Source organism: Nocardioides sp. FY1077 (assembly GCF_058681775.1).
Genome location: NZ_JBZWDB010000001.1, coordinates 277,884 through 301,905 on the forward strand (window position 1 = coordinate 277,884; position 24,022 = coordinate 301,905).

At 75.7% G+C, this 24,022-nt stretch carries 23 protein-coding genes; 14 read left to right on the forward strand and 9 right to left on the reverse strand.

All coding sequences use genetic code 11. The annotated features are described in order from the left end of the window. Positions 1-54: 54 nt before the first annotated feature. The 7 genes from AC4OR8_RS01335 to AC4OR8_RS01365 all read left to right on the forward strand — a co-directional run bounded on the left by AC4OR8_RS01335 (position 55) and on the right by AC4OR8_RS01365 (position 7,096). Positions 55-1,320 carry an MFS transporter gene (locus AC4OR8_RS01335; protein ID WP_492163767.1) on the forward strand — a complete coding sequence of 422 codons (1,266 nt, stop codon included), beginning with the start codon at positions 55-57 and terminating at the stop codon, positions 1,318-1,320. A gap of 152 nt (positions 1,321-1,472) precedes the next feature. After that, positions 1,473-2,219 (forward strand): IclR family transcriptional regulator, encoded by a 747-nt coding sequence (locus AC4OR8_RS01340; protein ID WP_492163768.1) that lies wholly within the window; start codon positions 1,473-1,475, stop codon positions 2,217-2,219. A 137-nt stretch (positions 2,220-2,356) separates the two neighbouring features. Further along, positions 2,357-3,631, forward strand: coding sequence for a hypothetical protein (locus AC4OR8_RS01345; protein WP_492163769.1), 1,275 nt, complete (start codon positions 2,357-2,359; stop codon positions 3,629-3,631). Between the two features lie 2 nt (positions 3,632-3,633). Further along, positions 3,634-4,230 (forward strand): class F sortase, encoded by a 597-nt coding sequence (locus AC4OR8_RS01350; protein ID WP_492163770.1) that lies wholly within the window; start codon positions 3,634-3,636, stop codon positions 4,228-4,230. 97 nt (positions 4,231-4,327) lie between these two features. Further along, the gene (locus tag AC4OR8_RS01355) at positions 4,328-5,260 is read left to right on the forward strand and encodes a DICT sensory domain-containing protein (protein ID WP_492163771.1); all 933 of its coding nucleotides are present in this window, start codon (positions 4,328-4,330) and stop codon (positions 5,258-5,260) included. A 37-nt stretch (positions 5,261-5,297) separates the two neighbouring features. Then, on the forward strand, positions 5,298-6,644 hold the full coding sequence (locus AC4OR8_RS01360) for a flavin monoamine oxidase family protein (protein ID WP_492163772.1): 1,347 nt from the start codon (positions 5,298-5,300) through the stop codon (positions 6,642-6,644). Then, positions 6,641-7,096, forward strand: coding sequence for a hypothetical protein (locus AC4OR8_RS01365; protein ID WP_492163773.1), 456 nt, complete (start codon positions 6,641-6,643; stop codon positions 7,094-7,096). Before AC4OR8_RS01360 ends, AC4OR8_RS01365 begins: the two co-directional genes overlap by 4 nt. A 261-nt stretch (positions 7,097-7,357) precedes the next feature. Here the strand turns inward: AC4OR8_RS01365 and AC4OR8_RS01370 are convergent, their stop codons facing one another. After that, positions 7,358-9,646, reverse strand: a complete 2,289-nt coding sequence (locus AC4OR8_RS01370) for a SpoIIE family protein phosphatase (RefSeq protein WP_492163774.1) — start codon at positions 9,644-9,646, stop codon at positions 7,358-7,360. A 148-nt stretch (positions 9,647-9,794) separates the two neighbouring features. Between AC4OR8_RS01370 and AC4OR8_RS01375 the strand changes: the two genes are divergently transcribed. The 3 genes from AC4OR8_RS01375 to AC4OR8_RS01385 are packed head-to-tail and all read left to right on the forward strand — an operon-like array spanning position 9,795 to position 12,489. After that, positions 9,795-10,226: an SRPBCC family protein gene (locus AC4OR8_RS01375; RefSeq protein WP_492163775.1), complete on the forward strand. Its 432-nt coding sequence runs from the start codon at positions 9,795-9,797 to the stop codon at positions 10,224-10,226. Continuing rightward, complete coding sequence (locus AC4OR8_RS01380; RefSeq protein ID WP_492163776.1) at positions 10,223-11,863, forward strand: phytoene desaturase family protein; 1,641 nt, start codon at positions 10,223-10,225, stop codon at positions 11,861-11,863. Before AC4OR8_RS01375 ends, AC4OR8_RS01380 begins: the two co-directional genes overlap by 4 nt. Next, positions 11,860-12,489, forward strand: coding sequence for a methyltransferase (locus AC4OR8_RS01385; protein ID WP_492163777.1), 630 nt, complete (start codon positions 11,860-11,862; stop codon positions 12,487-12,489). Before AC4OR8_RS01380 ends, AC4OR8_RS01385 begins: the two co-directional genes overlap by 4 nt. 49 nt (positions 12,490-12,538) lie before the next feature. Here the strand turns inward: AC4OR8_RS01385 and AC4OR8_RS01390 are convergent, their stop codons facing one another. From AC4OR8_RS01390 to AC4OR8_RS01400, 3 genes are all read right to left on the reverse strand, one after another. Beyond that, positions 12,539-14,317 carry a hypothetical protein gene (locus tag AC4OR8_RS01390; protein ID WP_492163778.1) on the reverse strand — a complete coding sequence of 593 codons (1,779 nt, stop codon included), beginning with the start codon at positions 14,315-14,317 and terminating at the stop codon, positions 12,539-12,541. Between the two features lie 66 nt (positions 14,318-14,383). Beyond that, entirely contained in the window at positions 14,384-14,737 is a 354-nt protein-coding gene (locus tag AC4OR8_RS01395; RefSeq protein ID WP_492163779.1) for a CDGSH iron-sulfur domain-containing protein, read from the reverse strand. After that, positions 14,734-15,723, reverse strand: coding sequence for an iron-containing redox enzyme family protein (locus AC4OR8_RS01400; RefSeq protein WP_492163780.1), 990 nt, complete (start codon positions 15,721-15,723; stop codon positions 14,734-14,736). The genes AC4OR8_RS01395 and AC4OR8_RS01400 overlap by 4 nt, the downstream gene beginning before the upstream one ends. Positions 15,724-15,924: 201 nt before the next feature. On the opposite strand from AC4OR8_RS01400, the gene AC4OR8_RS01405 reads away from it, so the two are divergent. Then, on the forward strand, positions 15,925-16,620 hold the full coding sequence (locus AC4OR8_RS01405; RefSeq protein ID WP_492163781.1) for an SDR family NAD(P)-dependent oxidoreductase: 696 nt from the start codon (positions 15,925-15,927) through the stop codon (positions 16,618-16,620). A 39-nt stretch (positions 16,621-16,659) separates the two neighbouring features. Continuing rightward, complete coding sequence (gene rraA, locus AC4OR8_RS01410; protein ID WP_492163782.1) at positions 16,660-17,145, forward strand: ribonuclease E activity regulator RraA; 486 nt, start codon at positions 16,660-16,662, stop codon at positions 17,143-17,145. Positions 17,146-17,176: 31 nt separating this feature from the next. Here the strand turns inward: rraA and AC4OR8_RS01415 are convergent, their stop codons facing one another. Continuing rightward, a complete protein-coding gene (locus AC4OR8_RS01415; protein ID WP_492163783.1) occupies positions 17,177-17,374 on the reverse strand; it encodes a hypothetical protein in 198 nt (65 codons plus the stop codon). A gap of 56 nt (positions 17,375-17,430) precedes the next feature. Continuing rightward, positions 17,431-18,432 carry an SMP-30/gluconolactonase/LRE family protein gene (locus tag AC4OR8_RS01420; RefSeq protein WP_492163784.1) on the reverse strand — a complete coding sequence of 334 codons (1,002 nt, stop codon included), beginning with the start codon at positions 18,430-18,432 and terminating at the stop codon, positions 17,431-17,433. Positions 18,433-18,550: 118 nt separating this feature from the next. On the opposite strand from AC4OR8_RS01420, the gene AC4OR8_RS01425 reads away from it, so the two are divergent. Continuing rightward, positions 18,551-18,967 carry a VOC family protein gene (locus AC4OR8_RS01425; protein WP_492163785.1) on the forward strand — a complete coding sequence of 139 codons (417 nt, stop codon included), beginning with the start codon at positions 18,551-18,553 and terminating at the stop codon, positions 18,965-18,967. A 295-nt stretch (positions 18,968-19,262) separates the two neighbouring features. Here the strand turns inward: AC4OR8_RS01425 and AC4OR8_RS01430 are convergent, their stop codons facing one another. Continuing rightward, positions 19,263-19,646, reverse strand: coding sequence for an STAS domain-containing protein (locus AC4OR8_RS01430; RefSeq protein WP_492164459.1), 384 nt, complete (start codon positions 19,644-19,646; stop codon positions 19,263-19,265). Positions 19,647-19,874: 228 nt separating this feature from the next. On the opposite strand from AC4OR8_RS01430, the gene AC4OR8_RS01435 reads away from it, so the two are divergent. Further along, a complete protein-coding gene (locus tag AC4OR8_RS01435; protein WP_492163786.1) occupies positions 19,875-21,074 on the forward strand; it encodes a homogentisate 1,2-dioxygenase in 1,200 nt (399 codons plus the stop codon). 292 nt (positions 21,075-21,366) lie between these two features. Here the strand turns inward: AC4OR8_RS01435 and AC4OR8_RS01440 are convergent, their stop codons facing one another. Both AC4OR8_RS01440 and AC4OR8_RS01445 read right to left on the reverse strand, forming a co-directional pair. Beyond that, positions 21,367-22,362 (reverse strand): zinc-binding dehydrogenase, encoded by a 996-nt coding sequence (locus AC4OR8_RS01440; RefSeq protein ID WP_492163787.1) that lies wholly within the window; start codon positions 22,360-22,362, stop codon positions 21,367-21,369. A gap of 255 nt (positions 22,363-22,617) precedes the next feature. Then, positions 22,618-24,018 carry a flavin monoamine oxidase family protein gene (locus AC4OR8_RS01445; protein ID WP_492163788.1) on the reverse strand — a complete coding sequence of 467 codons (1,401 nt, stop codon included), beginning with the start codon at positions 24,016-24,018 and terminating at the stop codon, positions 22,618-22,620. Positions 24,019-24,022 lie beyond the last annotated feature (4 nt).

The window sequence follows — 24,022 nt, forward strand, 5'->3', positions numbered from 1 at the left end:
CCACCGGAAACAGCAGGTGGGCAAGGGCTTGTGAGCGCTGTCACGGTGGCCCGCATGTCCACGACCTCCTCCTCACCCGCCGGCGCCGCCACCCGCCGTCCCGGCCTGCCCTGGGCGGTGCTGCTGTGCTGGGTGGCCGTCGCCCTCGACGGCTTCGACCTCGTCGTCCTCGGCGTCGTCATCCCCGTGCTCTCCGCCTCGGGGGCGCTCGGCTTCACCGACGCCTCGCTCACCCTCGCCTCCACCCTCGGCCTGGTCGGGGTCGGCATCGGGGCGGTGGCCATCGGCCCGATCACCGACCGCTACGGACGGCGTACGGCCCTGATCACCAGCATCGCGCTCTTCTCGCTGCTCACCGTGGTGCTGCCGCTCGCGCGTACCACCACCGAGTTCACCGTGCTGCGCTTCCTGGCCGGCCTCGGGCTCGGGGCGTGCCTGCCGACGGCGCTGGCGTTCATGTCCGAGCACGCCGCACCCGGGCGCGCCGGCAGCGCGGTGACCCGGATGATGACCGGCTACCACGTCGGCGCCGTGCTCACCGCGCTGCTGGGCCTGTGGCTGGTCGACGCCTACGGCTGGGAGGCGATGTTCGTCGTCGGCGGCGTCGCCGGGCTCCTGACCCTGCCGCTGATGTGGGCCAAGCTGCCCGAGTCGGAGAGCTACCTGCGGGCCCGTGCGGCCCGCGAGCGCGGCGACCTCGACCAGGCACCGGCGAGCCGCAGCCGCGACGTGGTGCGCGGGCAGTACCTGCGCATCAGCCTCGGGCTGTGGGTGGCCTCGTTCATGGGTCTGCTGCTGGTCTACGGGCTCAACACGTGGCTGCCCAAGATCATGGGCGAGGCCGGCTACTCCATCCAGGCCGGCACCGGGCTGATCCTGGTGCTCAACGTCGGCGCCGTCGTCGGGCTGCTGGTGGCCGGCCAGATCGCCGACGCCCGCGGCAACAAGACCACCGTGCTGGCGTGGTTCTCGCTGGCCGCGGTGTTCCTCGCGCTGCTCAGCATCCGCATCGAGAGCTCGACGCTGGTCTACGTCGCCGTGCTCCTCGCCGGGGTGTTCGTGTTCAGCGCGCAGGTGCTGGTCTACGCCTTCGTCGGCCATCTCTACCCGCCGCAGGTGCGTGGCACCGCGCTCGGCATGTCGGCCGGCGTCGGTCGCATCGGCGCGATCGTGGGCCCGACGCTGGGCGGCGCCCTGGTCACCGCCGGCGTGGCCTACCCGTGGGGGTTCTACGCCTTCGCCGTGGCCGCCGTCTGCGCCGTGCTCGCGCTGGCCACCGTCCCGGCGCACGTGCGCCAGGACGCCCCCGCTGCGCGTTGACGCCCGCCGGTCGGTCGACGGGGCCGGCTCGGCGTACCCGGGGTCGGCCGGGGGTCGTCGACCCGAACCTCTGGTCGTCGACCGAGGCTTCGGCTGACAACCGAGGGTTCCACCGGATGTCCGGTGGAACCCGCACCTGCCACACTGACCCGGTGACCGGCGGCGCACCCGGCCCGGGACCCAGCGTGACCAGCAAGGCGCTCGCGCTGCTGGGGGCCTTCGACGACGAGCACCGGCGCCTGCCGCTGACCGCGCTCGCCCAGCGCGCGGGGCTGCCGGTGCCGACGGCCCACCGCCTCGTCGCCGAGCTGGTCACCTGGGGTGCGCTGCACCGCGAGGACGACGGGGCGTACGTCGTGGGGCGCCGGCTCTGGGACCTCGGGCTGCTGGCACCCCACCAGGCGGGGCTGGTGGAGGTGGCCTCGCCGTTCCTGCAGGACCTGTTCGGCGCGACCCGGGCGACCCTCCACCTCGCGGTGCGCGACGGCGACGAGGTGCTGTACCTCGATCGGCTGCGCGGGCGCACGTCGGTGCCGATCGTGAGCACCGTCGGCTCGCGCCTGCCGCTGCACGCCACCGGGGTGGGCAAGGTGCTGCTCGCGCACGCCCCGCCCGAGGTGCAGGCCCGGGTGCTGGGCCGGCTGACCCGGATCACGCCGTACACGGTGGTGGCGCCGGGCACGCTGCGCCGCCAGCTCGACCGGGCGGTCGCCGACGGCTACGCGACCACCTCGGAGGAGATGAGCCTCGGGGCCTGCTCGGTCGGGGTGCCGGTGCGCGCCGGCGACACCGTGGTCGCCGCGGTGGGCATCGTGGTGCCGTCGCTGACCCGCGACCGCGCCCGGCTCGTCGCCGCCCTCGAGGTGGCGGCCCGCGGCATCGGCCGCTCGCTGGGCTGACCGCCGGCCGCCGACCGGCACCCACGACGTGCCCGACCCGGGGTGAGACGGGCGTAACCCCGCCGGGGCCGAGGCGTTGACCCGGGTGCGGGAGGGACCGGCCGGTCCGCCCTGCCCCCGGCACGGAGGTCTCGGACATGACGCACACCGCTCGACGCAGGCTCGTCCGCCACGGCGCCACCGCCACCGCAGCGGCCGTCGTGCTGCTCAGCGCGGGGCCCGCGGCCGCCGCCGGCCCGGTGGCGCAGGCCTCCGCCACCGCCGTCGTCGTCACCGTCGGCGGCACCCCCGAGGACTCCGGCACCTACCGGGTCACCCACGACGGCCGCAGCGAGACCGCCTCCGGCTCCAACGAGCCCGTGGTCACCGCGCTCGCGGGCCAGGACTTCCTCGCCGCCGGCACCCTCGCCCAGGACGCCACCACCCGCGTCGTGGGCCGCGACGGGCGCTCGGCGGCCTGCGCCGGCCTCGCCGGTGACGGCGCCACCGTGGTCGCCGCCGGCGAGGGCAGCTGCCTGACCCCCGGGCAGGACCTCACCCTCGACGCCGCGAGCCTCGACCTCGGCAGCGTCGAGCTGGTGCGCGCCGACGTGCTGATGGGCCTCGACCAGCAGCTGCAGGACGCGCTGGCGCCCCTGCTCGACCAGGTCTTCCCGGCCCTCCAGGCCGGCGTGCAGCAGGTGCTCGACGGCGCCGACCTGGGCGTCTTCCTCGACGCCGGCGCGATCCAGAGCCGCTGCACCGCCGGCCCGGGCACCGCCGACGGCAGCGCCGAGCTCACCGACGTCGCCGCCTACGCCCGCGTGATGGGCCAGCGCGTCGACCTGGTCTCGCTGCCCGTGCGACCCGCCCCGAACACACAGGTCGTCACCGACCTCGGCGCGGTCTCCGCACTGCTCACCGACGCCCTGCGCAGGCAGCTCACCACCGCCCTCGACGGCGCCCTCGGCCCGGCGGGCGCCGGTCTCGACCAGGCCGCCGTGGTGGAGGAGGCGCTCGGCACCCTCGGCGAGCAGCTGGCCCCGCTGGAGGAGAACCTGCTCGACCTCACCCTGAACAAGCAGGTGCGCCCGCAGCCCGGCGCCGTCGAGGTCACCGCCCTCGACCTCGCGGTGCTGCCGGCCGCGTCCGACTTCGGGGTGGAGGTGCTCGGCGCGCAGGTCGGTCGCAGCACCTGCGGCCCCAGCGGCCGCGTCGCCGCACCGGCCCCCGAGACCGCCCCCACGCCCACCCCGACCCCGACGCCGAAGGCCGCCGTGCCCACCTCGGTGCCGGCCGGTGTGGCCGACGCCGGCCGCGCCGGCGGGTCGGGTGCCCTCGACGGGCCCGTGGGCGTGCTCGGCCTCGGCGCGCTCCTCGCGCTGGCCGCCGGCGCCGGCGTGCTCAGCTACCGCCGCAGCCTGCGGGGCTGAGCGTGCTCGACCGGCTCGTCGCGCAGGTCACCGCCCTCGCCACCGCCCTGGCGGTCCTCGCCGCCGGACTGGTGGTGGTGGGGCTGGTGCTGCCGGCCGACCGCGGCTCCGACGGCCCGGCGTACGCCGACCTCGGCCCGGCCGACCCCGTGCGGCTGCGCGTGCGCTCGCTGCGCATCGACGCACCGGTCGTGCCGATCGGGGTGAGCGCCGACCGCGTGCTCGACCCGCCGACCGACGTCGTCGACGTGGGCTGGTGGAACGGCTCCGCGCAGCCCGGCGCCGAGGTGGGTCAGACCGTGATCGCGGGGCACACCGTGCACACCGGCGGCGGCTCCCTCGACCGGCTGGGCGACGTGCGCCCTGGGGCGGCCGTCGACGTCGTCACCGCCCGCGGCACGATGCGCTACGAGGTCAACCGGGTGGTCGTGCTCGACAAGGAGCAGCTCGCCGCACAGGCCCAGGACGTGTTCGGCCAGTCGCGGCGCGACGGCCGGCTGGTGCTGGTCTCCTGCACCGGGTGGGACGGCTCGTCGTACGCCAGCAACGTCGTGGTGTTCGGCACCGCCCTCGGCCGCCCCACGACCGAGCGCGCCTGAGCCCACCGGCGGACCCGGGCGGGCGGCCCGGGGGCCCGAACGGCCAGGAGGTCATCCACAAGGTCCTCAACAGGCTGTGGAGGTTTAGGATCGCGCCATGGACGGCGTGTCGACCCCTGGTCAAGAGAGCCTCACCATCGGCGACCTCGCGTCCCGCACCGGTGTCGCTCCGGGCACGCTGCGGATGTGGGAGCAGCGCCACGGGTTCCCCGACCCCCACCGCCGCGACAGCGGCCACCGCCGCTACTCCGCCTCCGACGTGCGGGTCGTGCTCGACGTGGTGCGTCGCCGCCAGCTCGGCAGCCGGCTCGACGTCGCCATCGAGCAGGCCGTGGCCGCCGCCTGGTCGGACGCCGAGCCCACGACCCCGTCGGTGTACGCCGAGCTGCGCCGCCTGCACCCGAGCCTGCGCAGCTACCGGCTGCGCAAGTCGACGCTGCTCGCGCTGTCGTGGGCCATCGAGGACGAGTTCTGCGCGATGGCCGACCGGCCCTACCTCTTCGGCGCCTTCCAGCACGCGCGCTACTTCGACCACGCCCGCAAGCGCTGGGACGAGCTGAGCCGGGTGGCGCGCGAGACCTTCGTCTTCGCCGAGCTCGACGACGCGGGCGACGCCGGCGGTGCCGTCGACGGGGCCGTCGACGGGGCCGCTCCCGCCGGTCCCGGCACCGCGCGCCGACGCCCGGTGATGGTGCCGCTGGCCGACGACGCCCCGATGCGTCGGGAGTGGACCGTGGTGTGCGACGCCCGCGACCTCTCGGCCGCACTCACCGCCTGGGAGCTGCCCGGCCAGGACGACGTGCCCGACCGCGACCGCGTCTTCGAGGCGATGTGGACCGTGGAGCCCGGGCCCGTGCGCGACGCCGCCCGGGTGTGCGCCCGGGTCGCCACGGCCGCCGGCGTGGAGGCGGCGCGGCCCGTGCTGCAGGACCTGGCCACCGCCCCCGACCCCGGCCTGGCCGACCTCGCCTCGGTGACCGCGATGTTCAACCGCGTCGTGTCGTACGTCGACCGCCACGCCGTGCGCTGAGGTGGGCGCTGAGGTGGGCGCTGAGGTGGGCGCTGAGGTGGGCGCTGAGGTGGGCGCCGACGTGGCGGGTGGGGCGGCCGGTGGCGCGGCCGGGACCGACGTCGTGGTGGTGGGCGCCGGCCTGGCAGGACTGCGCTGCGCGCGGGTGCTGGTCGACGCGGGCCTCGACGTGCAGGTGTGGGAGGCCGCCGACGCGGTGGGCGGGCGCATCCGCACCGAGGCCGTCGACGGTCACCTCGTCGACCGCGGCTTCCAGCTGCTCAACCCCGGCTACCCCGCGGTGCGCGCGTGGGTCGACGTCGCGGCCCTCGACCTGCAGCCGTTCGGCGCAGGGGTGGTGGCCGGCACCGACGACGGTCCGCTGCTGCTCGGCGACCCCCGGCGCGCGCCCCGCACGCTGCCGGCGACGCTGCGCCAGGTGGCACCGCGCCCCCGGGAGGCGGCCGCCCTGGCGCGGTGGGCCGCGCCGCTGCTGCGCCACCCGTCGGGCCGGGCGCTGGCGCGGGGTCGCGGCGACGACACCGACCTGCGCACCGCCCTCGACACGGCGGGGGTCGACGGGCTCCTGCGCCGGGTGGTCGACGGGTTCCTCGCCGGGGTGGTGCTGGACGACACCGGCGCCACCTCCAGCGACTACGCACTGCTCCTGCTGCGCACCTTCCTCACCGGCACGCCCAGCCTCCCCGCTCGGGGCATGCAGGCGCTGCCCGAGCAGCTCGCCGCCCCGCTGGGCGACCGGGTGCGGCTCGGCCACCCCGTGGAGCGGCTCACCCGCGCCGACGGCGCCGGGCCCGGGGATCGGGTCACCGTGCACGGGCCGGGCGGGTCGGTGCGGGCCCGCCACGTGGTGGTGGCGGCCGACGGCGCGGCCGCGGCCGGCCTGCTTGGGGCGCCGGAGCCGCTCGTGCGGGGTGTGGTCACCGAGTGGTTCACCTCCGACGAGCCGGTGCGACCGGTGCCGGGCCCCGCGGCGCGCCGGATGCTCCACGTCGACGCCCGCGAGCGCCGGGCCGGCCCGCTGGTCAACACCGCGGTGGTCTCCGACGCGGCTCCGACGTACGCCCCGGCGGGTCGGCACCTCGTGCAGGCCTCCGCACTGGTGGCCCGCAGGGCCCCAGCGCCGAGCAGCGCCGAGATGCGGGCGCACGCCGCCCTGCTGCTGGGCGCCGACCCCTCGCCGTGGCGCACCCTGGCCCGCCACGAGGTCGCCCACGCGCTGCCCGCGCAGCCCGCCCCGCTGGTGGCGCGCGGCGCGATGGGCGTCGACCGCGGCGTGGTGGTGTGCGGCGACCACCGCGACACCGCCTCGATCCAGGGTGCGCTGGTCTCCGGGCAGCGGGCCGCCCGGGTCGTGCTGGCCGCGCGCGGCGCGACCGCCCCGTGACCTGGCTCGACGCGGCGACCGCCCGCGACGCCCTGCTCGCCGCCACCTGGCTCCACCTGGGCTTCCAGGCCGTGGTCACCGCGCTGGTCTACCCCGCGCTGGCCCGGGTGGCCCGGCAGACCCCCGACCGCTGGCCCGACGCGCACGACCGGCACAGCCGCGCCATCGCCCCGCTGGTCGTCGTCGTGTACGGCGCGCTCGTGGTCACCGGCGCCGCCGCGGTGTGGCGCTCCCCCGACTCGGCCGAGCTGGTCGCCGCCGTCGCCTCGGCGGGCGCGGTGCTGCTCACCGCCACCCTCGCCGCCCCCACCCACGTGCGCCTCGGCACCACCCCCGCCGGCCGGGCCCCCGACGCCGCGCTGGTCACCCGGCTGCTGCGCGCCGACCTCGGCCGCACCGCGTGTGCCCTCGTGGCCGCCCTCGCCGCCACCGCGGCCGTGCTGCTCCCCTGACCCTCGCCTCGCCCCGCGCGGCGGGCCGGGTCGTGCGTCATACGGATCGTGGATGCGACTGCACCATTCGGATGACGCAAGCCACCCTCACCCCTGACCGGGGGTGTGCGTCATGCGACACGTGGATGCGACTCCACCGTTCGTATGACGCAAGCCCCACCACCCCGGGTCCGCAGCGGCACGTCGTACGAAACGTGGATGCGACCCCACCACTCGCACGACGCAGAGCCCCCCAGCCGGACGACCAGCACCCGGCCCGGCTCAGCCCCGCGGGCGCAGCCGGATCGCGAGCACGGTGGTGTCGTCGTCGCGCACGCCGTCGACGGCGTCGACGAGGTCGTCGACCCACTGCTGCATGCGGTCGCCGGGGCCGCGGCCGGCGGCGGCGCGCAGCTGCTCCACCGACTCGTCGAGGTCGACGCCGCGCCGCTCGACGAGGCCGTCGGTGTACATCAGCAGCGTGTCGCCACCCGACAGGTCGACGACCTCGACGTCGGCGCGGCCCACACCGATACCGAGCAGCGGGCGCTGTCGCACCACCAGCTCCACGGCGGCGTCGCCGTCGCACAGCAGCGGGGGCAGGTGGCCGGCCGAGGAGAGCTCGAGACGGCCGGTGGCGAGGTCGAGCACGGCGACCAGCGCGGTGGCGACGCGCTGGTCGAGCAGGCCGTCCATCAGCCGGTCGAGGCGGTCGAGGCAGTCGGCGGTGCTGTCGCCGTCGAAGAGGTAGGCCCGCAGTGCGGTGCGGACTTGGGTCATCGCGGTCGCGGCCTGCACGCCGTGGCCGGCGACGTCGCCGACCACGAACGCGACGCGCCCGTCCTGCAGCTCGAAGGTGTCCCACCAGTCGCCGCCCAGCTGGTAGGTGGAGGCGGGCAGGTAGCGCGCGGCGATCTCGACACCCGGCAGCACGGGGGCCACCTCGGCCACGACGCTGCGCTGGATCGACTCCGCCATCGCCACCTGCTCGCGCGAGCGGCCCAGCAGCAGGCTGGTGACGTGGGCGCGCAGTGCCTCCGCCGCCCCGACCTGCCACGACGGCCACCGCTCGCTGCGCCCGCGCACCACCTGGCGCCAGCGGTCGAACGACTTGCGCGGGCTCAGGCGCACCTCGGGCCCCTCGGTGGCGTACAGCAGCTTGTTGGTGGGGTCGCCGCCCCAGTCGACGACCTCCTCGAGCTCGGGCCGCAGCCACATCAGCCAGGCGTCGGGGGCGGTGCCGAGCACGAGCGCGCCGGCGGCGACGTGGGCCACCGGGGCGAGGTCGGGAGCGAGCAGGCCGAGGTGGTGGCTGTGCACGGCGCGCCCGTCGGGGCGGTGCATCAGCGTGCCGATGCGCCGCAGCACCGACTCGTCCGGCACCGGTCCGGCGCTGGTGACCACGCCGTCGACGCAGACCGCGGCGGCGCTCGCGCCCACCAGGCGCAGCAGGGCGGGGTCGGCCATCATCGCGGTCACCGGGTCGCGCTCGGAGGCCGAGAGCGCCGCGGTGAACCGGTTGAGCTCGCCCTGCGCGGCCAGCGCCGCCTCGCGTGCGTCGGCGCGCTCGCGGTCGGCCACCATCTGCGACGACACCTGGCCGAGGAACTCCACGGCCGCGCGGGCGTCGTGCGTGGGTCGGTGGGGGCCGGAGTAGTGGTGGCAGGCCACCAGCCCCCACAGCTCGTCCTCGACGACCAGCGAGACCGACATGGAGGCGGTGACCCCCATGTTGGCGAGGTACTCCACGTGGATCGGCGAGACGCTGCGCAGCGTGGAGTGCGACAGGTCGAGGGGTGCACGGGTGTGCGGGTCGAGCACCGGGTCGAGCGCCACCGGGGCGTACGACACGTCGGCGATCAGCCGCGTCCAGTTCACCGTGTAGAGCCGGCGGGCCTGGGCGGGGATGTCGGTGGAGGGGTAGTGCAGGCCCAGGAACGGGTTGAGGTCGTCGCGCCGGTCCTCGGCGACCACCTCGCCGTTCCAGTCCTCGTCGAAGCGGTAGACCATCACCCGGTCGAAGCCGGTGAGGCCGCGCACCTCCTGGGCCAGCTGGTCGGCGAGCTCGACGACGGAGCCCGCGCTCGACAGCCGGGCCATCGCGCCCCGCGCCGAGCGGTAGGACATGGTGGCCGCGCCCGACCCGCCCAGCGCCTCGAGCTCGACCACCACGCGGTCGCCGGAGCGGTGCACGGCGACGTCGACCGCCGTCCCGGCGAGGGCGGCGGGCTGCCGGGGGTCGGCCCCCGGCAGCACCTCCGGCAGGTGCAGCACCACCGCCTCGCCGCGGCGCTCGCTGGCCGCGCGGGCGCCCACCAGCGCGGCGGCGGCCGGGCCGACGACGTCCTCGAGCCGGCGTCCGAGCAGCTCCCTCGACGGCGTGCCGAGCATGGTCTCGCAGTTGGCGGAGGCCACCGCCACCTCGAGCTCGTCGTCCCCCGCCCGCGTCAGCGCCAGCAGCACGCCGTGCGGCTGGATCGCGCCGGGCACGTGGATCGGCTCGCGGTCGCACGTCGTGAGGTCGACTCCGCCGTACGCCGGCGTGTGCGACGAGGCGTGCAGGTCGGTCAACTGCGGGCTCCCAGCCGGTGGCGGTGGCGGCCGGTGGGCCGCGGTCCGTCGAGCCTAGGCGTACGTCGGGCCCCGCCGCAGCCCGGGACGACCCGCCTGACCCGCGCGGGTGAAGCCCCCGCGGGGTGCGACCCGGAAGGCTGGGGGCATGAGCCGCACCCTGCGACACCTCGACGCCACCCCCGACAAGGTCTGGGAGGTGCTGTCCGACGGCTGGCTCTACCCGCTCTTCGTGGTCGGCGCGTCCCGCATGCGCGACGTCGACGAGTCGTGGCCCGAGGCCGGCGCGCAGCTGCACCACTCCGTGGGGTCGTGGCCGGTGCTCCTCGACGACAGCACCGAGGTCGTCGAGTGCCGACCCGGCAAGGCGCTGACCCTGCTGGCCTACGGCCGCCCCTACGGCCGGGCCCGCGTCACGTTCCACCTGGAGGCCTCCGGCGCCGGCACCGAGGTGGTGCTCGAGGAGGACGTCGACCGCGGCCCGGCCCGGCTGGTGCCGAAGCCCGTGCGCGACGTGTCGATCACGTGGCGCAACACCGAGACCCTGCGGCGCCTGGCGTTCGTGTGCGAGCGCCGGTGAGCACCCACCGGGCGGTGCGCACGCGCGGCCACCACAACGGCCCCGGCCACGGTCCCGACTCCCCCGACGTCGTCGTCATCGGCAGCGGTCCCAACGGGCTGGTGGCGGCCAACCTGCTCGCCGACGCCGGCTGGTCGGTGCTGGTGCTGGAGGCGCAGCCCCACCTCGGCGGTGCGGTGCGCAGCAGTGACGACGTCGCCGAGGGCTTCGTCCACGACACCTTCAGCGCCTTCTACCCCTTCGCCCTGGCCTCGCCGGTGATCCGGGCCATGCGCCTGGAGGACCACGGCCTCAGCTGGGCCCATCCGCCCGCGGTGCAGGGACACCCGTTCCCCGACGGTCGCTGGGCGCTGCTCCACCGCGACCGCCAGGTCACCGCCGACCTCGCCGAGCGGGCGCACGCCGGCGACGGTGAGGCCTGGCTGCGGCTGTGCGCCGACTGGGACACCATCGGCCCGGCGCTCGTCGACACCCTGCTCACGCCGTTCCCGCCCGTGCGCGGCGGCACCGCCGTGCTGCGCCGGCTGCGCCAGGTGGGTGGGCTCGACTTCGTGCGGCTGCTGCTCTCCCCGGCGCTGACCGCGCTCGACGGCCGCCTCGAGGGCGACTCCATGCGCACCCTGGTGGCCGGCAACGCCGGGCACGCCGACATCCCCCTCGACGCCGCCGGCTCCGGCTTCCTCGGCCTGCTGCTCACGATGATGGGCCAGAGCGTCGGGTTCCCCGCGCCGGTGGGCGGCTCGGGCCGGCTGTCGGCGGCCATGGCGCGCCGCCTCGAGAGCCTGGGCGGCGAGGTGCGCTGCGACGCCGAGGTGGTCGGCATCGACGTCGACCGCGGTCGCGTCACCGGCGTCCGCACCGCCGACGGCGAGCGGGTCGCGGCGCGCAAGGCGGTGGTGGCCGACACCTCGGTCGACGCGCTGTTCCGTCGGCTGCTCGACCCCACCGACGTGCCCGACCGCATCGCCCGCGGGCTGCGCACCTTCGAGATGGACCCCGCGACGTTCAAGGTCGACTGGGCCCTCGACGGGCCGATCCCGTGGGCCAGCGAGCCCGAGCACGCCCCCGGCACCCTCCACCTCGCCGACTCGCGGGCGCAGATGGCCGAGGCCACCGCCCAGGTGGCCTCGGGGTTCGTGCCGTCCCACCCCTTCATGCTGGCGGGGCAGATGACCACCACCGACCCCACCCGCTCACCGGCCGGCACCGAGTCGGTGTGGGCCTACACCCACGTCCCGCAGGTGGTGCACGGCGACGCCGGCGACGGTGGCGTGCAGGGCACCTGGGGCGCCGACGACCTCGAGCGCTTCGCCGACCGCATGCAGGACCGCTTCGAGGGCCTGGCCCCCGGCTTCGGGTCCCGGGTGCGTGCCCGCCGCGTGCTCGGGCCGCGCGAGCTCGAGAGCCGGGACGCCAACCTCGTCGGCGGCGCCGTCGGCGGCGGTACGTCGCAGCTGCACCAGATGCTGGTGTTCCGGCCCGTGCCCGGCATGTGGGGCCGCGCCGAGACCGGCATCCGCGGGCTCTACCTCGGCTCCGCGGCGGCCCACCCCGGCGGCGGCGTCCACGGTGCCCCCGGCAGCAACGCCGCCCGCGCCGCTCTCGCCCACGATCGCATCCCCCGGAGGAACCGATGACCGAGACCACCGTGGCCTTCGGCCCCCTGACCATCACCTACGACGAGCGGGTCCTCGAGCCGCGCCCCTGGACGCTGGCCCAGTCGGCGTGGGCCGCCGAGCTGCTCGCCGACGCCCCGGCGGGTCCGGTGCTCGAGCTGTGCGCCGGGGCCGGGCACATCGGCCTGGCCGCCGTGGTCGGCACCGACCGCCGCCTGGTCTGCGTCGACGCCAACCCGGTGGCCTGCGAGCTGGCGCGGCGCAACGCCGAGGCCAACGCCCTCGACGGGCGTGACGCCGGGCTGGTCGACGTCCGTGAGGGCGACCTGCGCGGCGTGCTGGCCGACGACGAGCGCTTCGTGCTGGTGGTGGCCGACCCGCCGTACCTGCCCTCGGCGCAGACCGGACGCTTCCCCGCCGACCCGCTGGTCGCCATCGACGGCGGCGACGACGGCCTCGACCTGGCGTGGACCTGCCTAGAGGTGGCCGAGAAGCACCTGCTGCCGGGTGGCTCGGTGGTGCTGCAGCTCGCCGACGCCGCGCAGTGCGACGCCGTCGAGGCCGCCCAGGGCACGCGCCACGGGCTGACCGCGGTGGAGCGGCGGGTCGTCGGCCGCGGTGCGCTGCTGCGCCTCGACCTGGCCTGAGCCCGCGGCCTGCCGGGCCATCGCCAACCCCTGGCCGTTCGCCGGTCCGCTACCCGCGCTGCTCGAAACGGGCGCCGCGCGAGGTCGCAGCCGGGTAGGTCTCTGATCCCTCCCACACGACGCGGATCCGGTCGTAGCCATAGCTCTTGGTCGACATGCTGAACCGCCCGTCGGCTCCGACGATGTACCGGGGCGTCACCGACCGACGCCACGAGCCCTGGCTCTGCCTCTCGAGGTAGACCAGGGCACCGCCGGGCAGGCGTCGCCCTTCCGGAACGCGCAACCCGCCCTTCACCTCGACCCGCTGGGGAGTGCTCGGGTCGGTGGACGGTCGGACCCGCACGTCGGCAGTGGTGGGGATGACGATGGCGTCAGGGGTGTCCGGAAGCCCCCCCAGCGCTGAGATGGCGAAGGCCCCCCTCATGTCGTCGAGGTCGTCGTGGCACCGGAAGCGGAAGTCGACCGAGGTGCCGAGCAGCGAGCCGTCGAGGCCGTACCGGGCCTCGTGCACGGTGAAGCGGCCCGTCGAGCTCCCGTCCGCCGTGTCGCAGGACAGCGCCTGGTTCACCAGACGCATGAAGGACCCGGGCTTGCGCGAGGTGGGCGTGAACCGGGTGGTGGTGCCCGGCAGGAGCACGTCGTCCTCGCCCAGCACCAACGTGGCGCCCGCTCGGGCGTCGTCGCGGTAGCGGTCGAAGGTCACCGACAGCGCGTGGTCGGAGACGACCGCCCTCTGGAAGCCAGCCGCACCGAACGAACGTCGCGGAGCCTCGCGCGCCATGGACTCCGGCCCTCCGACATGGCGCCATCCGCTGATCCCCTCGGGGTCGACGGGCTCCCCGTCCGACGACTGCGTCACGGCCGCACCAGGCACACCCCTCGGTCGCAGGTGGGCCTCGGCTTGGGCGGACGACGGCGGGCCCTGGCTGTGAGAGCGCGCCGGCGTTGTCGTGGAGCCGCGCAGCGGCACCGCCCGCGTGCCCTGATCCGTGGTCACCAGCAGCCGGGCCCCTACGGGGTCGGCGGCTCGCGGGACGAACTGCACCCACACGTGGCAGTACCCGCCTACCTCCACCTCCTCACACGAGGAGTGCACGACCTCGAACGGAGCCGCTCCCGCGTCGCCGGCCTCCACGACCACGTCGCGCACGGTCATGTCCCGGGTCCCCGTGTTCATGATGGCCACCGGGATGACCCGCCCCCGCTGGCCCACCGGCTCCTCCGGCCACTGCACCTGTGTGGGAGCGACCTGGAAACCGTCGGCCGGCGCCTGGCCGAGGTGCACCTCGCCAGTGGCCACGGCTCCGTCGCCGCACCGCACCTCGAAGGTGATCCAGATGCGGCTCAGGTCGGGCTCGATGTCGTGCACGGTGAAGTATCCCGGTGTCGAACAGCCGCCCCCCGGCGACATGGCGACCGAGGCCTCGCCGGAGCCGGTGTTCGACGTCGCTTGATAGGTCCCCTCGGTGATCGATTCCCCCTGCGCTGCCGTGAAGCGCAGCTCGGGCCCGCTGATGGATCCGGGGCGGACGAGCTCGATGACGAATCCGCCATCCACCGAACCTCGCACCGTGATGCCTGCCTCAGGGCTGTGGTAGAGGCGCGCCATCCCCAGAGTTTCGTGGTGCCCGCGTTCGCCCACCAACGCCACCCAGGAGGCGCCGCTCCATTCGTGTCGGATGATCTCGGTGGTGGCAGCCCCGGCACGCGACGCAGACACCGGCGCCAAGATGAGAGTCGACGCGACGACCAGCGCGAGCAGGGCGCGCCAGAGCACCGGACTGCGGCAGGAGTGGGCACCAACTTGGTCTTGCACGTCGACCGTCACGCGCTCATGGTGCCAGGACGCCGGCGGCCGGGCAGGCGATCACGGGCACGCACCGTCGATCGTCGGTCAGGGCTGCGGGCGCAGGCGCTCGGGCAGCGCCTTGTGGGTGCCGTCGCACCACGGGCTGGTGGCGGTCTTGGCGCAGCGGCAGATCGCGGAGACCGGGCGGCGGGTGGGGTGCGCGACGCCCTGGTCGTCGTCGACCAGCGCCTCACCGCGCACGAGCAGCGGCCCGCCGGGGCAGACCACCACCTCGGGGCGGGCGACGTCGAGCCACCCGTCGGACGACGGCTCCGCAGGAGCCGGGCCGCTCGGCGCCAGGCCGGCGACCGGCACCCCGTCGACCACAGGACCGTCGGGCCCGCGGGTGACGCGCAGCGGCGGACGGCCGCCCGGGCGGCGGGCCGCGGCGGCGCTCACGCGGAGGCGCCCCAGCGGTCGAGCAGGTCGTGGGCGGTGCGGGCCTCGAGGTCCATGCACACCGCCGCGCCGAGCAGCACGTCGGCGGCCAGCTCGGGCTCGCGCTCCACGAGCGCGCCGCAGATGGCGCGCACCGCGAGCTGCTCGTGCACGGCGTCGGCCTCGACGTGCTCCGTGTAGTAGCCCACCATCACCTCAGGGAAGTCGAGGCGGGCCAGGCCGCGGGCCATCCGGCGCGACGGCACCGAGCTGCTGGCCTCCACGGCGGCGAGGTGGCCGAGCGCGGCGCCGCGCAGGCGGCGGTGCATCCCGAACAGCGACAGCGCGTTGTTCTGCTCCAGCACGGCGGCCGACGCCTCGTCGACGTACGCGCCGTAGTCGGGACGCAGCCCGGAGGCCGCCATCCCCTCGGCGAAGAGGTGGTGGTGCAGCCGCACGGGGTCGCCGTTGCCGTACTCGTCGAACTGGACCTCCATCAGCGCGGCCTTGACCGTGGCGTCGAGGCGCGGCACGACCCACGACGTGGGGTCGGCCTCCTTGAGGTGGTAGACCGAGCGCTGCCGCAGCAGCTCCTCGACCTGCTCGCGGGTGGCGAGGTCCTGCACGTGGCGGGCCATCGACGGGCCGTCGTCGTCCTCGACCATCGCGAAGAGCCGCTCGGAGATGCCCTCGGCGGTGCGGTCCTCGGGGCGGGGCGCGAGGTCGGGGTGGCGGGCACGCAGGCGGCGCTCGAGGTCGGCCTCGAGCTCCCAGCGCAGGCGGTGCACCGCGGGGTGCCACTCGGCGGCGTCGTCGACGTCGTCGAAGCCGCGGTAGTGCAGCTCGTGCAGCGCCCACAGCGTGATCGCGGCGTCGTCGGGACCGTCGGCGTCGTCGACACCGAGGCCCTGCAGCACGTCGGCGCCGGCCCCGGCCAGGTCGAGGCCTCCGGTGAGCAGGGGGAAGACCGCCTCGCTCAGCGTTCCTCGGGACTTGGGGAGCAGCATCAGCAGTCCTTCCAGTCGGGGGGCGGAACGGGGGCAGCCCGCAAGGGGCCCACGTCGTTCCGGGGTCGTCCTCAAACGTAGCCAGCGCCCCTGCCAGACCTCCCACCCCTGTGGGTGGAAGTCGTGGGCGGGGCGTCGGTGCGCAGCCTAGCGTCGCTGCAGGGCCCCGTTCCGGGGGCCCGCGGAGGCGAGGAGCACACCGTGGAGCTGGCCGGTTCGAAGGCGTTGGTCGTCGGCGCGACAGGAGTGCTCGGAGGTGGGGTCGCCCGCCGCCTGGCCGAGCGCGGCGCCACCGTGACGGTCACCGGACGCGACCCCGACCGGCTCGCCGCCGTCGCGGCCGCGTGCGGCACCGCCCCCCTCACCCTCGACGTGGTCGACGTCGAGGCCTGCCGTACGACCGTCGCCGACGCCGCCGACGCCATGGGCGGGCTCGACCTGCTCGTCGTCGCCACCGGGGTCGCCGCCTTCGGCCCCGCCACCGCGACCGACCCGGTGGTGGCCGAGGAGCTCTTCGCGGTCAACACGCTCGGCCCGATGGCGCTGGTGCGCGCCGCGGCCGGGCGCTTCGAGGACGGCGGGACGGTGGCGGTGCTGTCGGCGATCCTGGCCGACCTGCCGACCAACCAGATGGCGGAGTACTCCGCCTCCAAGGCGGCGCTGGCCACCTGGCTCACCGTGCTGCGCCGCGAGAACCGCCGCGCCTTCACCGTGCTCGACGCCCGTCCGCCCCACCTCGACACCGGCCTGTCCGACCGTGCCCTCGCGGGCCGGCCGCCCCGCCTGCCCGACCCGCTGGCCGGCGACGCCGTCGTGGACGCGCTCGTCGACGCCATCGCGGCGGGCTCCACCGAGCTGGTCTGGGACAAGGGCGCCGGCGGGCTGGTCGCGCGCTGAGCGCCGTGCGACGGGGGCGCGGGGTGGTGTGATGGGGGCATGACCCGCGACCACGCCGTGACCCCGACCGCTGACCTCGTCGACGAGCACGGCGAGGCGTTGCAGTCGTGCGACCTGCAGCTGCGCCAGTACGGCGGGCGCCCGGCGTTCGCCGGCACCGTGTCCACCGTGCGTTGCCACCACGACAACGCACTGGTGAAGGACGCGCTCACCGAGCCCGGCGTCGGGCGGGTCCTGGTGGTCGACGGCGGCGGCTCGCTGCACACCGCGCTGATGGGCGACCAGATCGCCGCCTCCGCGGTGCGCCACGGGTGGGAGGGCGTGGTGGTGAACGGCGCCGTGCGCGACGTCGCGGAGCTGCGCGGGCTCGACCTCGGCGTGAAGGCGCTGGGCAGCAACCCGCGCAAGAGCGCGAAGGACGGCGCGGGCGAGCGCGACGTCGTCGTCGAGGTCGGCGGCGTGGTGTTCACCCCCGGCGCGACGTTGGTCAGCGACGACGACGGCATCGTGGTGCTGCCGGGCTGACTTCTCGTCCCTGTGCGGGGGCGGGGCGGCCTCAGTCGTCGAGCTCGTCGCCCAGCTCGAGCTCGCGGACGAACTCGATCGTCGCCGTCAGCTCCGCGGCGCGCTCCCGGGCGCGACGGGCGTCGGCGCGCACCTGCTCCTCGCGGGCCAGCCGAGCCCGCCGCTCGGTGTCGCTCTCGCCGGGCGCTCCGGGCGATCCGGGGCCGGCCGGGGGGTCGTCGTCGTCCACCACCCCAGCCTGCCCCAGGTCGGCCCGCCCGGCGAGCGCGTCCCCCTCGGCCGGGGTCAGTCGAGGCGGGGCACGGCCACCCGGGTGACCCAGTACTCGGTGTCGGCGGTGGGCGGCGTGCTGAACCGGGCGTTGGGCAGGTACAGCCGGTCGCCGAGGCGCGCGACGGTGGTCGGCACGTCGAACTGCGGCGAGCGCACCCGGGAGAGCAGCCGACCGCTGGTGCCGTCGGCGCGCAGGCGCAGCACGGTCACCCGGTTCTGCGCGTTCTGCACGACGTAGAGGCGCCGGCCCTGCCGCAGCATGCCGTCGCCGTTGCTCAGCGAGGTGCCGCCCAGGCCCACCCTGGTCGCGTCGCCCGTCGCGGGGTCGACGCGGAAGAGGTCACCGGTGCCGGAGTTGACCACCAGCAGCGCGGAGCCGTCGGGGGTGGTGGTGATGCCGTTGGCGCCGAAGCCCTCGCCCTGCACCCAGTCCCCGCCCAGCGGCAGCTCGACGACGTCCTCGGCGGCGGGCAGCTCACCGTCGGGGCCGAGCGGCAGGCCGAAGAGGCGCGCGTCGGCGGAGTCGGTGAACCACGCGGCGTCGTCGGTGAGCACGACGTCGTTGACGAACGCCGGACCGTCGGCGAGCTGGTAGGTGGCCAGCACCTCGCCCGAGCCGGCGCCCACGACGCGGGCGTCGCCCGCGTCGCCGCCGGCGACGAAGAGCCGGTTGCGCGCGTCGACCTTCAGGCCGACCGACGACGTGCCGGGGCCCTGGCTGACGACCCGACCGGTGCCGGCGCGCAGGTTGGCGCGGTAGATGTCGCCGTCGGCGCGCGAGCCGAAGAACGCGGCGTACCCCCGGCCGATCGTGATGCCCTCGGGCTGGAACCCGTCGGGCAGCGCGACGCGCTGGGGGAACGGGCCGTCGGTGGGCGCCACCACCGCGGTGGCCGTCGGGCCGGCGAGCACGGCGCCCGCGGCGAGCGCGGCGGCGGCGAGGCCGCCGAGCAGGCGGGGCGCGCGGCGGGCCGTCGGGCGGGTGCGGGACGGGCGGGCGGGTCGTGCGGTCATCGACACTCCTGGGTCGGGCGCAGGGCGGGCCCGAGCGCCGGTGGACGGGTCGTCGTCGACGGTAGCCAGGGCGCCGAAGGGTGAGCCGCGGTCGCGGACGCGCTGCGACGGTGGGGGCATGCCCATCCAGACCAGCGCCTACGCGCACGTCCGCCTCACCGTCACCGACATCGAGCGGTCGCGGAAGTTCTACGACGACGTGTTCGCGCTGCCCGTGGCCTTCGAGCTGCCGCCGGACGCCGACGAGGCCACCCGTGAGCAGCTGTCGTTCCTCTTCGGCGGCGTGATCTACCAGCTCGGCGACTCCCTGCTCGGGCTGCGACCGGTCTCCGACGACCAGTTCGACGAGGACTCCACCGGCCTCGACCACGTGTCGTTCGCCGTCGCCGACCGCGCCGCGATCGAGGCGGCCGTCGGCGTCCTCGACGACCTGGGCGTGGCCCACGGCGGCGTCAAGGACATCGGCGCGGGCTGGATCCTGGAGTTCCGCGACCCCGACGGCATCGCCCTCGAGATCTTCGCCCCCGCAGCCTGACCCACGCGCCGTACGACGCGATCGGGAGATTTACCCCGGATCCGGTGACAGACCACCACTGGACCCGTACTGTTCATGTTGAAGGCGCCGGGGACCCGAGACCCCGGCGCCTTCCTCCATGTCCGGACGACTCCACCCCCGGCCCGCGCCGAGTGGCCCGAGCTCGACCGTCATGAGCGCCCTCGGTGGTCGAGTGCCGTGCCCGACCGGCGGAAGCGCCCTCGGTGGTCGAGTGCCGAGGAGCGCCAGCGACGAGGTGTGTCGAGACCACCGACGAACGAGTGACCGCCGCGCCCTAGTCGACCAACGAGCCGGGGCCGCGCCGAGCGTCCCGGACGGGAGCGAGGCCCGGCGAGCGCCGCGGGGTCCGGAGCGGCTCGCCGACGAGCTGCAGCAGGCGTCGTACGGCGGGAGACTGCGTGACGACCTGCACGTCCGCACCGGTGTCGTCGAGGGTCCGCAGCACCCGGCGCAGCCAGGTGAGGCCGCCGGTGTCGAGGAAGGTGACGTCGCCGAGGTCGACCCGGACGACCGGGGCGGCGATGCGGGCGAGGTCGGCGGCGGCCCCGGCGAGGGCGGGGCCGAGGTCGAGGTCGACCTCGCCGCGGACGACGACGGTCGTGGCGGGACGGCCCCGGAGGTCGGGCACGAGCCGCACCGACCCGTTCCTGCTCTGCATCACGCGTCTCCGATCAGGCCGTGCGGGGCGCCCGGCGTCGAGCCCAACGACGCACCGGGGCCGGGGTCGCGGGTGCGGACCCGAAATGGCCCGACCTGACCAGGTGGCATGGCCCGTCCGGGCCATCCGGCCCGCCCGTTCAGGCACGCGTTGACAGGTCCGGGGCGGCCGAGCAGCATCGGGCGGGCGGGGACGACGAGGTCCTCGCCGGGCAGTGAGGCGGACGGCGTGGCGTACTACCGACAGGTCGGGAGCGTGCCGCGCCAGCGGCACACCCAGCACCGCGACGAGCAGGGTCGCCTGTTCCACGAGGAGCTGATGGGCGAGGAGGGCTTCTCCTCCGACTCCTCGCTGCTCTACCACCGCGGGGTGCCGTCCGCGATCGTCGCCAGCGAGGTCTGGGACCTGCCCGACCAGGCCACCACCCCCAACCACCCCCTCGCGCCGCGCCACCTGCGCCTGCCCGACCTGGTGCCGGCCGACGTCTCGCAGGTCGACGCCGTGACGGGACGCCGGCTCGTGCTCGGCAACGCCGACGTGCGCCTCTCGTACGTCACCGCTGCCGCCACCTCGCCGCTCTACCGCAACGCGCTGGGCGACGAGTGCGTGTTCGTGGAGGCCGGCGCGGGCACGGTGGAGACCGTGTTCGGGGTGCTGGCCTACCGCCCCGGCGACTACGTCGTGGTCCCGCGGGCCACGACGCACCGCTGGGTGCCCGACCCGGCGTCCGGGCCGAGCCGCCTCTACGCGATCGAGTCGACCAGCCACGTGGCGCCGCCGAAGCGGTACCTCTCCCGCTACGGGCAGCTGCTGGAGCACGCGCCGTACTGCGAGCGCGACCTGCACGGGCCGAGCGCCGTCCACGAGGCGGAGGGCGACGACGTGGAGGTGCTGGTCAAGCACCGCGGCGCCGGCCCCGGCGGCGTCGTCGGCACCCGCCTGGTGCACGCCACCCACCCGTTCGACGTGGTGGGCTGGGACGGCTGCCTCTACCCCTACACGTTCAACGTGGAGGACTACATGCCGATCACCGGCAAGGTGCACCAGCCGCCGCCCGTGCACCAGGTCTTCGAGGGCCACGGCTTCGTGGTCTGCAACTTCCTGCCCCGCAAGGTCGACTACCACCCGCTGGCCGTGCCGGTGCCGTACTACCACTCGAACGTCGACTCCGACGAGGTGATGTTCTACGTCGCCGGCGACTACGAGGCGCGCAAGGGCTCCGGCATCGGCGTCGGCTCCGTCACGCTGCACCCCGGCGGGCACGCCCACGGCCCGCAGCCCGCCGCGATCGAGGCCTCCCTGGGCGCCGAGGCCTTCGACGAGACCGCCGTCATGGTCGACACCTTCCGCCCGCTCGAGCTCGGCGAGGCCGGTCGCGCCGTGGACGACGGCGTCTACGCGTGGTCGTGGGCCGGTCGGCGGCTCTGAGGCTCCTGGGCCGGTGTGGGGCCGGCGGTGGTCGGGGCCGGACGTCATACGAATGGTGGAGTCGCAACCACGATCCGTATGACGTCCCGGCCTGCGCCGCGAGCCACCGCCGTCGCAGGGCCGGACGTCATACGAACCGTGGAGTCGCAGGCGCGATCAGTATGACGCCCCGGCCTGACGCCGCGAGCCACCGCCGTCGCAGGGCCGGACGTCATACGGATCGTGGAGTCGCAGCCACAGTTCGTATGACGCACCACCGCGGGGCGGCCACCCGGGCGCGGAGCGAGCAGCGCTAGGGCCGGTCGAGCCCGGGCCGCACCACGGTGACCCCGCCGACACCGGCGCCGGGGTCGCCGAGGGCAGCCAGGCGCGGACCAGCGTCGGCGAGACCGATCCGCTCGCGCAGCAGCCGCTGCGGGGCCAGCGCACCGGAGACCACCAGGTCGAGCAGGGCGGGGTAGTCGGCGGCGGCCATGCCGTGGCTGCCGAGCAGCTGCAGCTCGCGCGCGACCACGTCGCCGACGTCCACGCGCGGGCGCACGTCGTCGCCACCGAGCAGCCCGACCTGCACGTGGCGACCGCGCGGGCGCAGGCAGCGCAGCGACGCCGCCAGCGTCGCGGCCGAGCCGTAGGCGTCGAGCGACACGTCGGCGCCGCCGGCGGTCAGGTCGGCCACGGCCGCCGCCGCGTCGTCGGGTGCGACGGCCGTGGCGCCCAGCTCCCGGGCCAACGCGCGCGACGGCGCCGCGGGGTCGACCGCCACCACCTCCGCACCCAGCGCCCGCGCCACCATCACCGCCGCCAGCCCCACGCCGCCGCAGCCGTGCACCGCCACCGTCTCCCCCGCCCGCACCTGCGCCACCCGGGCGACCGCGCGGTAGGCCGTCGCGACGCGGCAGCCCAGCGAGGCGGCGGTGTCGGCGTCCACGGCGTCGGGCACCCGCACCAGGTTGACCTCCGCGCGCGGCAGCGCGACCAGGTCGGCGAAGGAGCCCCACAGCGTGAAGCCGGGCTGCAGCTGCCGCTCGCACACCTGCGCGTCGCCGCGCGCGCACGTCGCGCAGTCGCCGCAGGCCAGCACGAACGGTGTGGTCACCCGGTCGCCGGCCCGCCACGAGCGCACCTGCGGACCCACCGCCACCACCGTGCCGGCCAGCTCGTGGCCCGGCACGTGCGGCAGCCGCACGCTGTCGTCGTGGCCCACCCACGCGTGCCAGTCGCTGCGGCACAGTCCGGTGGCCTCCACCGCCACCACCACGCCGTCGTCGGGGCAGTCAGGGTCGGGCACGTCCGCCAGCTCCGGGACCCGGCCGAGCTCGTGGACCATCACCGCACGCATGCCCCGAGCACACCACACCGGCGCCCGACGCCCGTCGTCGCGTACGCCGGCACGCCAGGGGTCTCGACACGCTCGCTGGCGCTCGCTGCTCGACCAACGAGGAAGGCCGACCGAGGAGCGGACCGGAAGCCGTTCGCTGGTCGAAGGCCGACGAGCGCCGGCGACCAAGTGAGTCGAGACCCTCGGCGTCAGCGAGCGAAGGCGTCAGCGAGCGAGGGCGGCGGCGATCCGGTCGGCGGCAGCCAGGCCCATGCGCAGGGCACCGTCGACGTGCTGGAAGCCGAGGCCGGCGGTGTCGCTGCTGGCGATCTCGACAGGCCCGACGGGCTCGCGCAGGTGGGGGCCGAAGCGGGTGAGGCCGCCGAGGTCGAAGCTGACGCCGTAGGCGCCGGTGCCGAGGTCCTCCGACGTCCAGTCGCTCTCGGCGTACGACAGCGGGGCGAGCGCGCGCGGGCCGAAGTAGCGCGCCAGCGACGCCAGCACCTGCGCACGCCGCTCGGTGGCGGGCAGTGCGAGGAGGCGGTCGGCGGTCTCGTCGGAGACGAAGCCGACGAGGGTGCCGCGCGGGTCGCCGTGGGTGGTGTTGTCGTAGGCCTCGTGCACCGGCTCGTAGGGGCTGAACGCCGTGCCGGACAGCCCGTCCTCGCGCCAGAACGCGGTGTCGTAGGTGACGTGCAGCTTGATGACCTGCCCGAAGGACAGGTGCTGGCGCAGGTGGCGCTGCACGAACGGCAGCGGCGGGTCGAAGCGCACCCGTCCGACGGCGGTCGGCGGTACGGCGAGCAGCAGCCGCCGGGCCGTCCACGTGCCGTGGTCGGTGGTCACCGCGACGCTGTCGTCGCCCCAGGTCACGGCGGTCGCGTCGTGGCCGGTGCGCACCCGCGCGCCGAGCCGCTCGGCGAGCCGCAGCGGCACCTGCTGGAGGCCGCCCACCACCCGGCGGTCGAGGATGAACTCGGAGTCGACGAGGTTGGTGAACCCGCCGGCGCTCGCGGCCATGTGCACGGCCTGCAGCGCGGAGAACGCGTGGGTGGGCTTGGTCAGCATCGCAGCGCCGACGAACAGGCCGAGGTTGTCGCGGGCCTCCGCGGTGAGGTCGTGCAGCCGCAGCCACGCGTCGAAGGACACGCGGTCGAGGTCGGCGGCGCCGTCGAGGTCCCAGGGCCGGTCGGGGTCCATCGCCGCGCTCAGCTCGTCGAGGCGGGCGATCACCCGCTCCATGCCCTCGCGGGTGCGCTCGTCGACGGGGAAGATCTCGCCGGTGAACCGCCGGGTCTCGCCGTCGCGCCCGACGTAGACCGACTCGCCCTCGCGGTGACGCTCGTAGGTCTCCAGCCCGAGGCGCTCGAGCACCGCGAGGAGCGCGGTCTGGTCGGGCGAGACCCACTGCCCGCCCAGCTCGAGGTCGACGCCGTCGACGGTGTCGCTCCACAGCCGACCGCCCACGCGGTCGCGGGCCTCGAGCACCACCACGTCGAGCCCGGCGGCGACGAGCGCGTCGGCCGCCGAGAGCCCGGTGGCACCCGCGCCGACCACCACGACGTCGACCGCCCCGTCGACGGCCCCGTCGACCGGGTCCGGCCCGGCTGCTGCGCTGCTGCTCATGCCC

Coding starts and splice junctions, on each gene's coding strand:
- AC4OR8_RS01400 (WP_492163780.1), bottom strand. CDS start 15,723: ATGCTGCTCCCCAAGTCCCGAGGAACGCTGAGCGAGGCGGTCTTCCCC.
- AC4OR8_RS01355 (WP_492163771.1), top strand. CDS start 4,328: ATGGACGGCGTGTCGACCCCTGGTCAAGAGAGCCTCACCATCGGCGAC.
- AC4OR8_RS01420 (WP_492163784.1), bottom strand. CDS start 18,432: ATGACCGCACGACCCGCCCGCCCGTCCCGCACCCGCCCGACGGCCCGC.
- rraA (WP_492163782.1), top strand. CDS start 16,660: ATGACCCGCGACCACGCCGTGACCCCGACCGCTGACCTCGTCGACGAG.
- AC4OR8_RS01335 (WP_492163767.1), top strand. CDS start 55: ATGTCCACGACCTCCTCCTCACCCGCCGGCGCCGCCACCCGCCGTCCC.
- AC4OR8_RS01375 (WP_492163775.1), top strand. CDS start 9,795: ATGAGCCGCACCCTGCGACACCTCGACGCCACCCCCGACAAGGTCTGG.
- AC4OR8_RS01445 (WP_492163788.1), bottom strand. CDS start 24,018: ATGAGCAGCAGCGCAGCAGCCGGGCCGGACCCGGTCGACGGGGCCGTC.
- AC4OR8_RS01430 (WP_492164459.1), bottom strand. CDS start 19,646: ATGCAGAGCAGGAACGGGTCGGTGCGGCTCGTGCCCGACCTCCGGGGC.
- AC4OR8_RS01345 (WP_492163769.1), top strand. CDS start 2,357: ATGACGCACACCGCTCGACGCAGGCTCGTCCGCCACGGCGCCACCGCC.
- AC4OR8_RS01385 (WP_492163777.1), top strand. CDS start 11,860: ATGACCGAGACCACCGTGGCCTTCGGCCCCCTGACCATCACCTACGAC.
- AC4OR8_RS01425 (WP_492163785.1), top strand. CDS start 18,551: ATGCCCATCCAGACCAGCGCCTACGCGCACGTCCGCCTCACCGTCACC.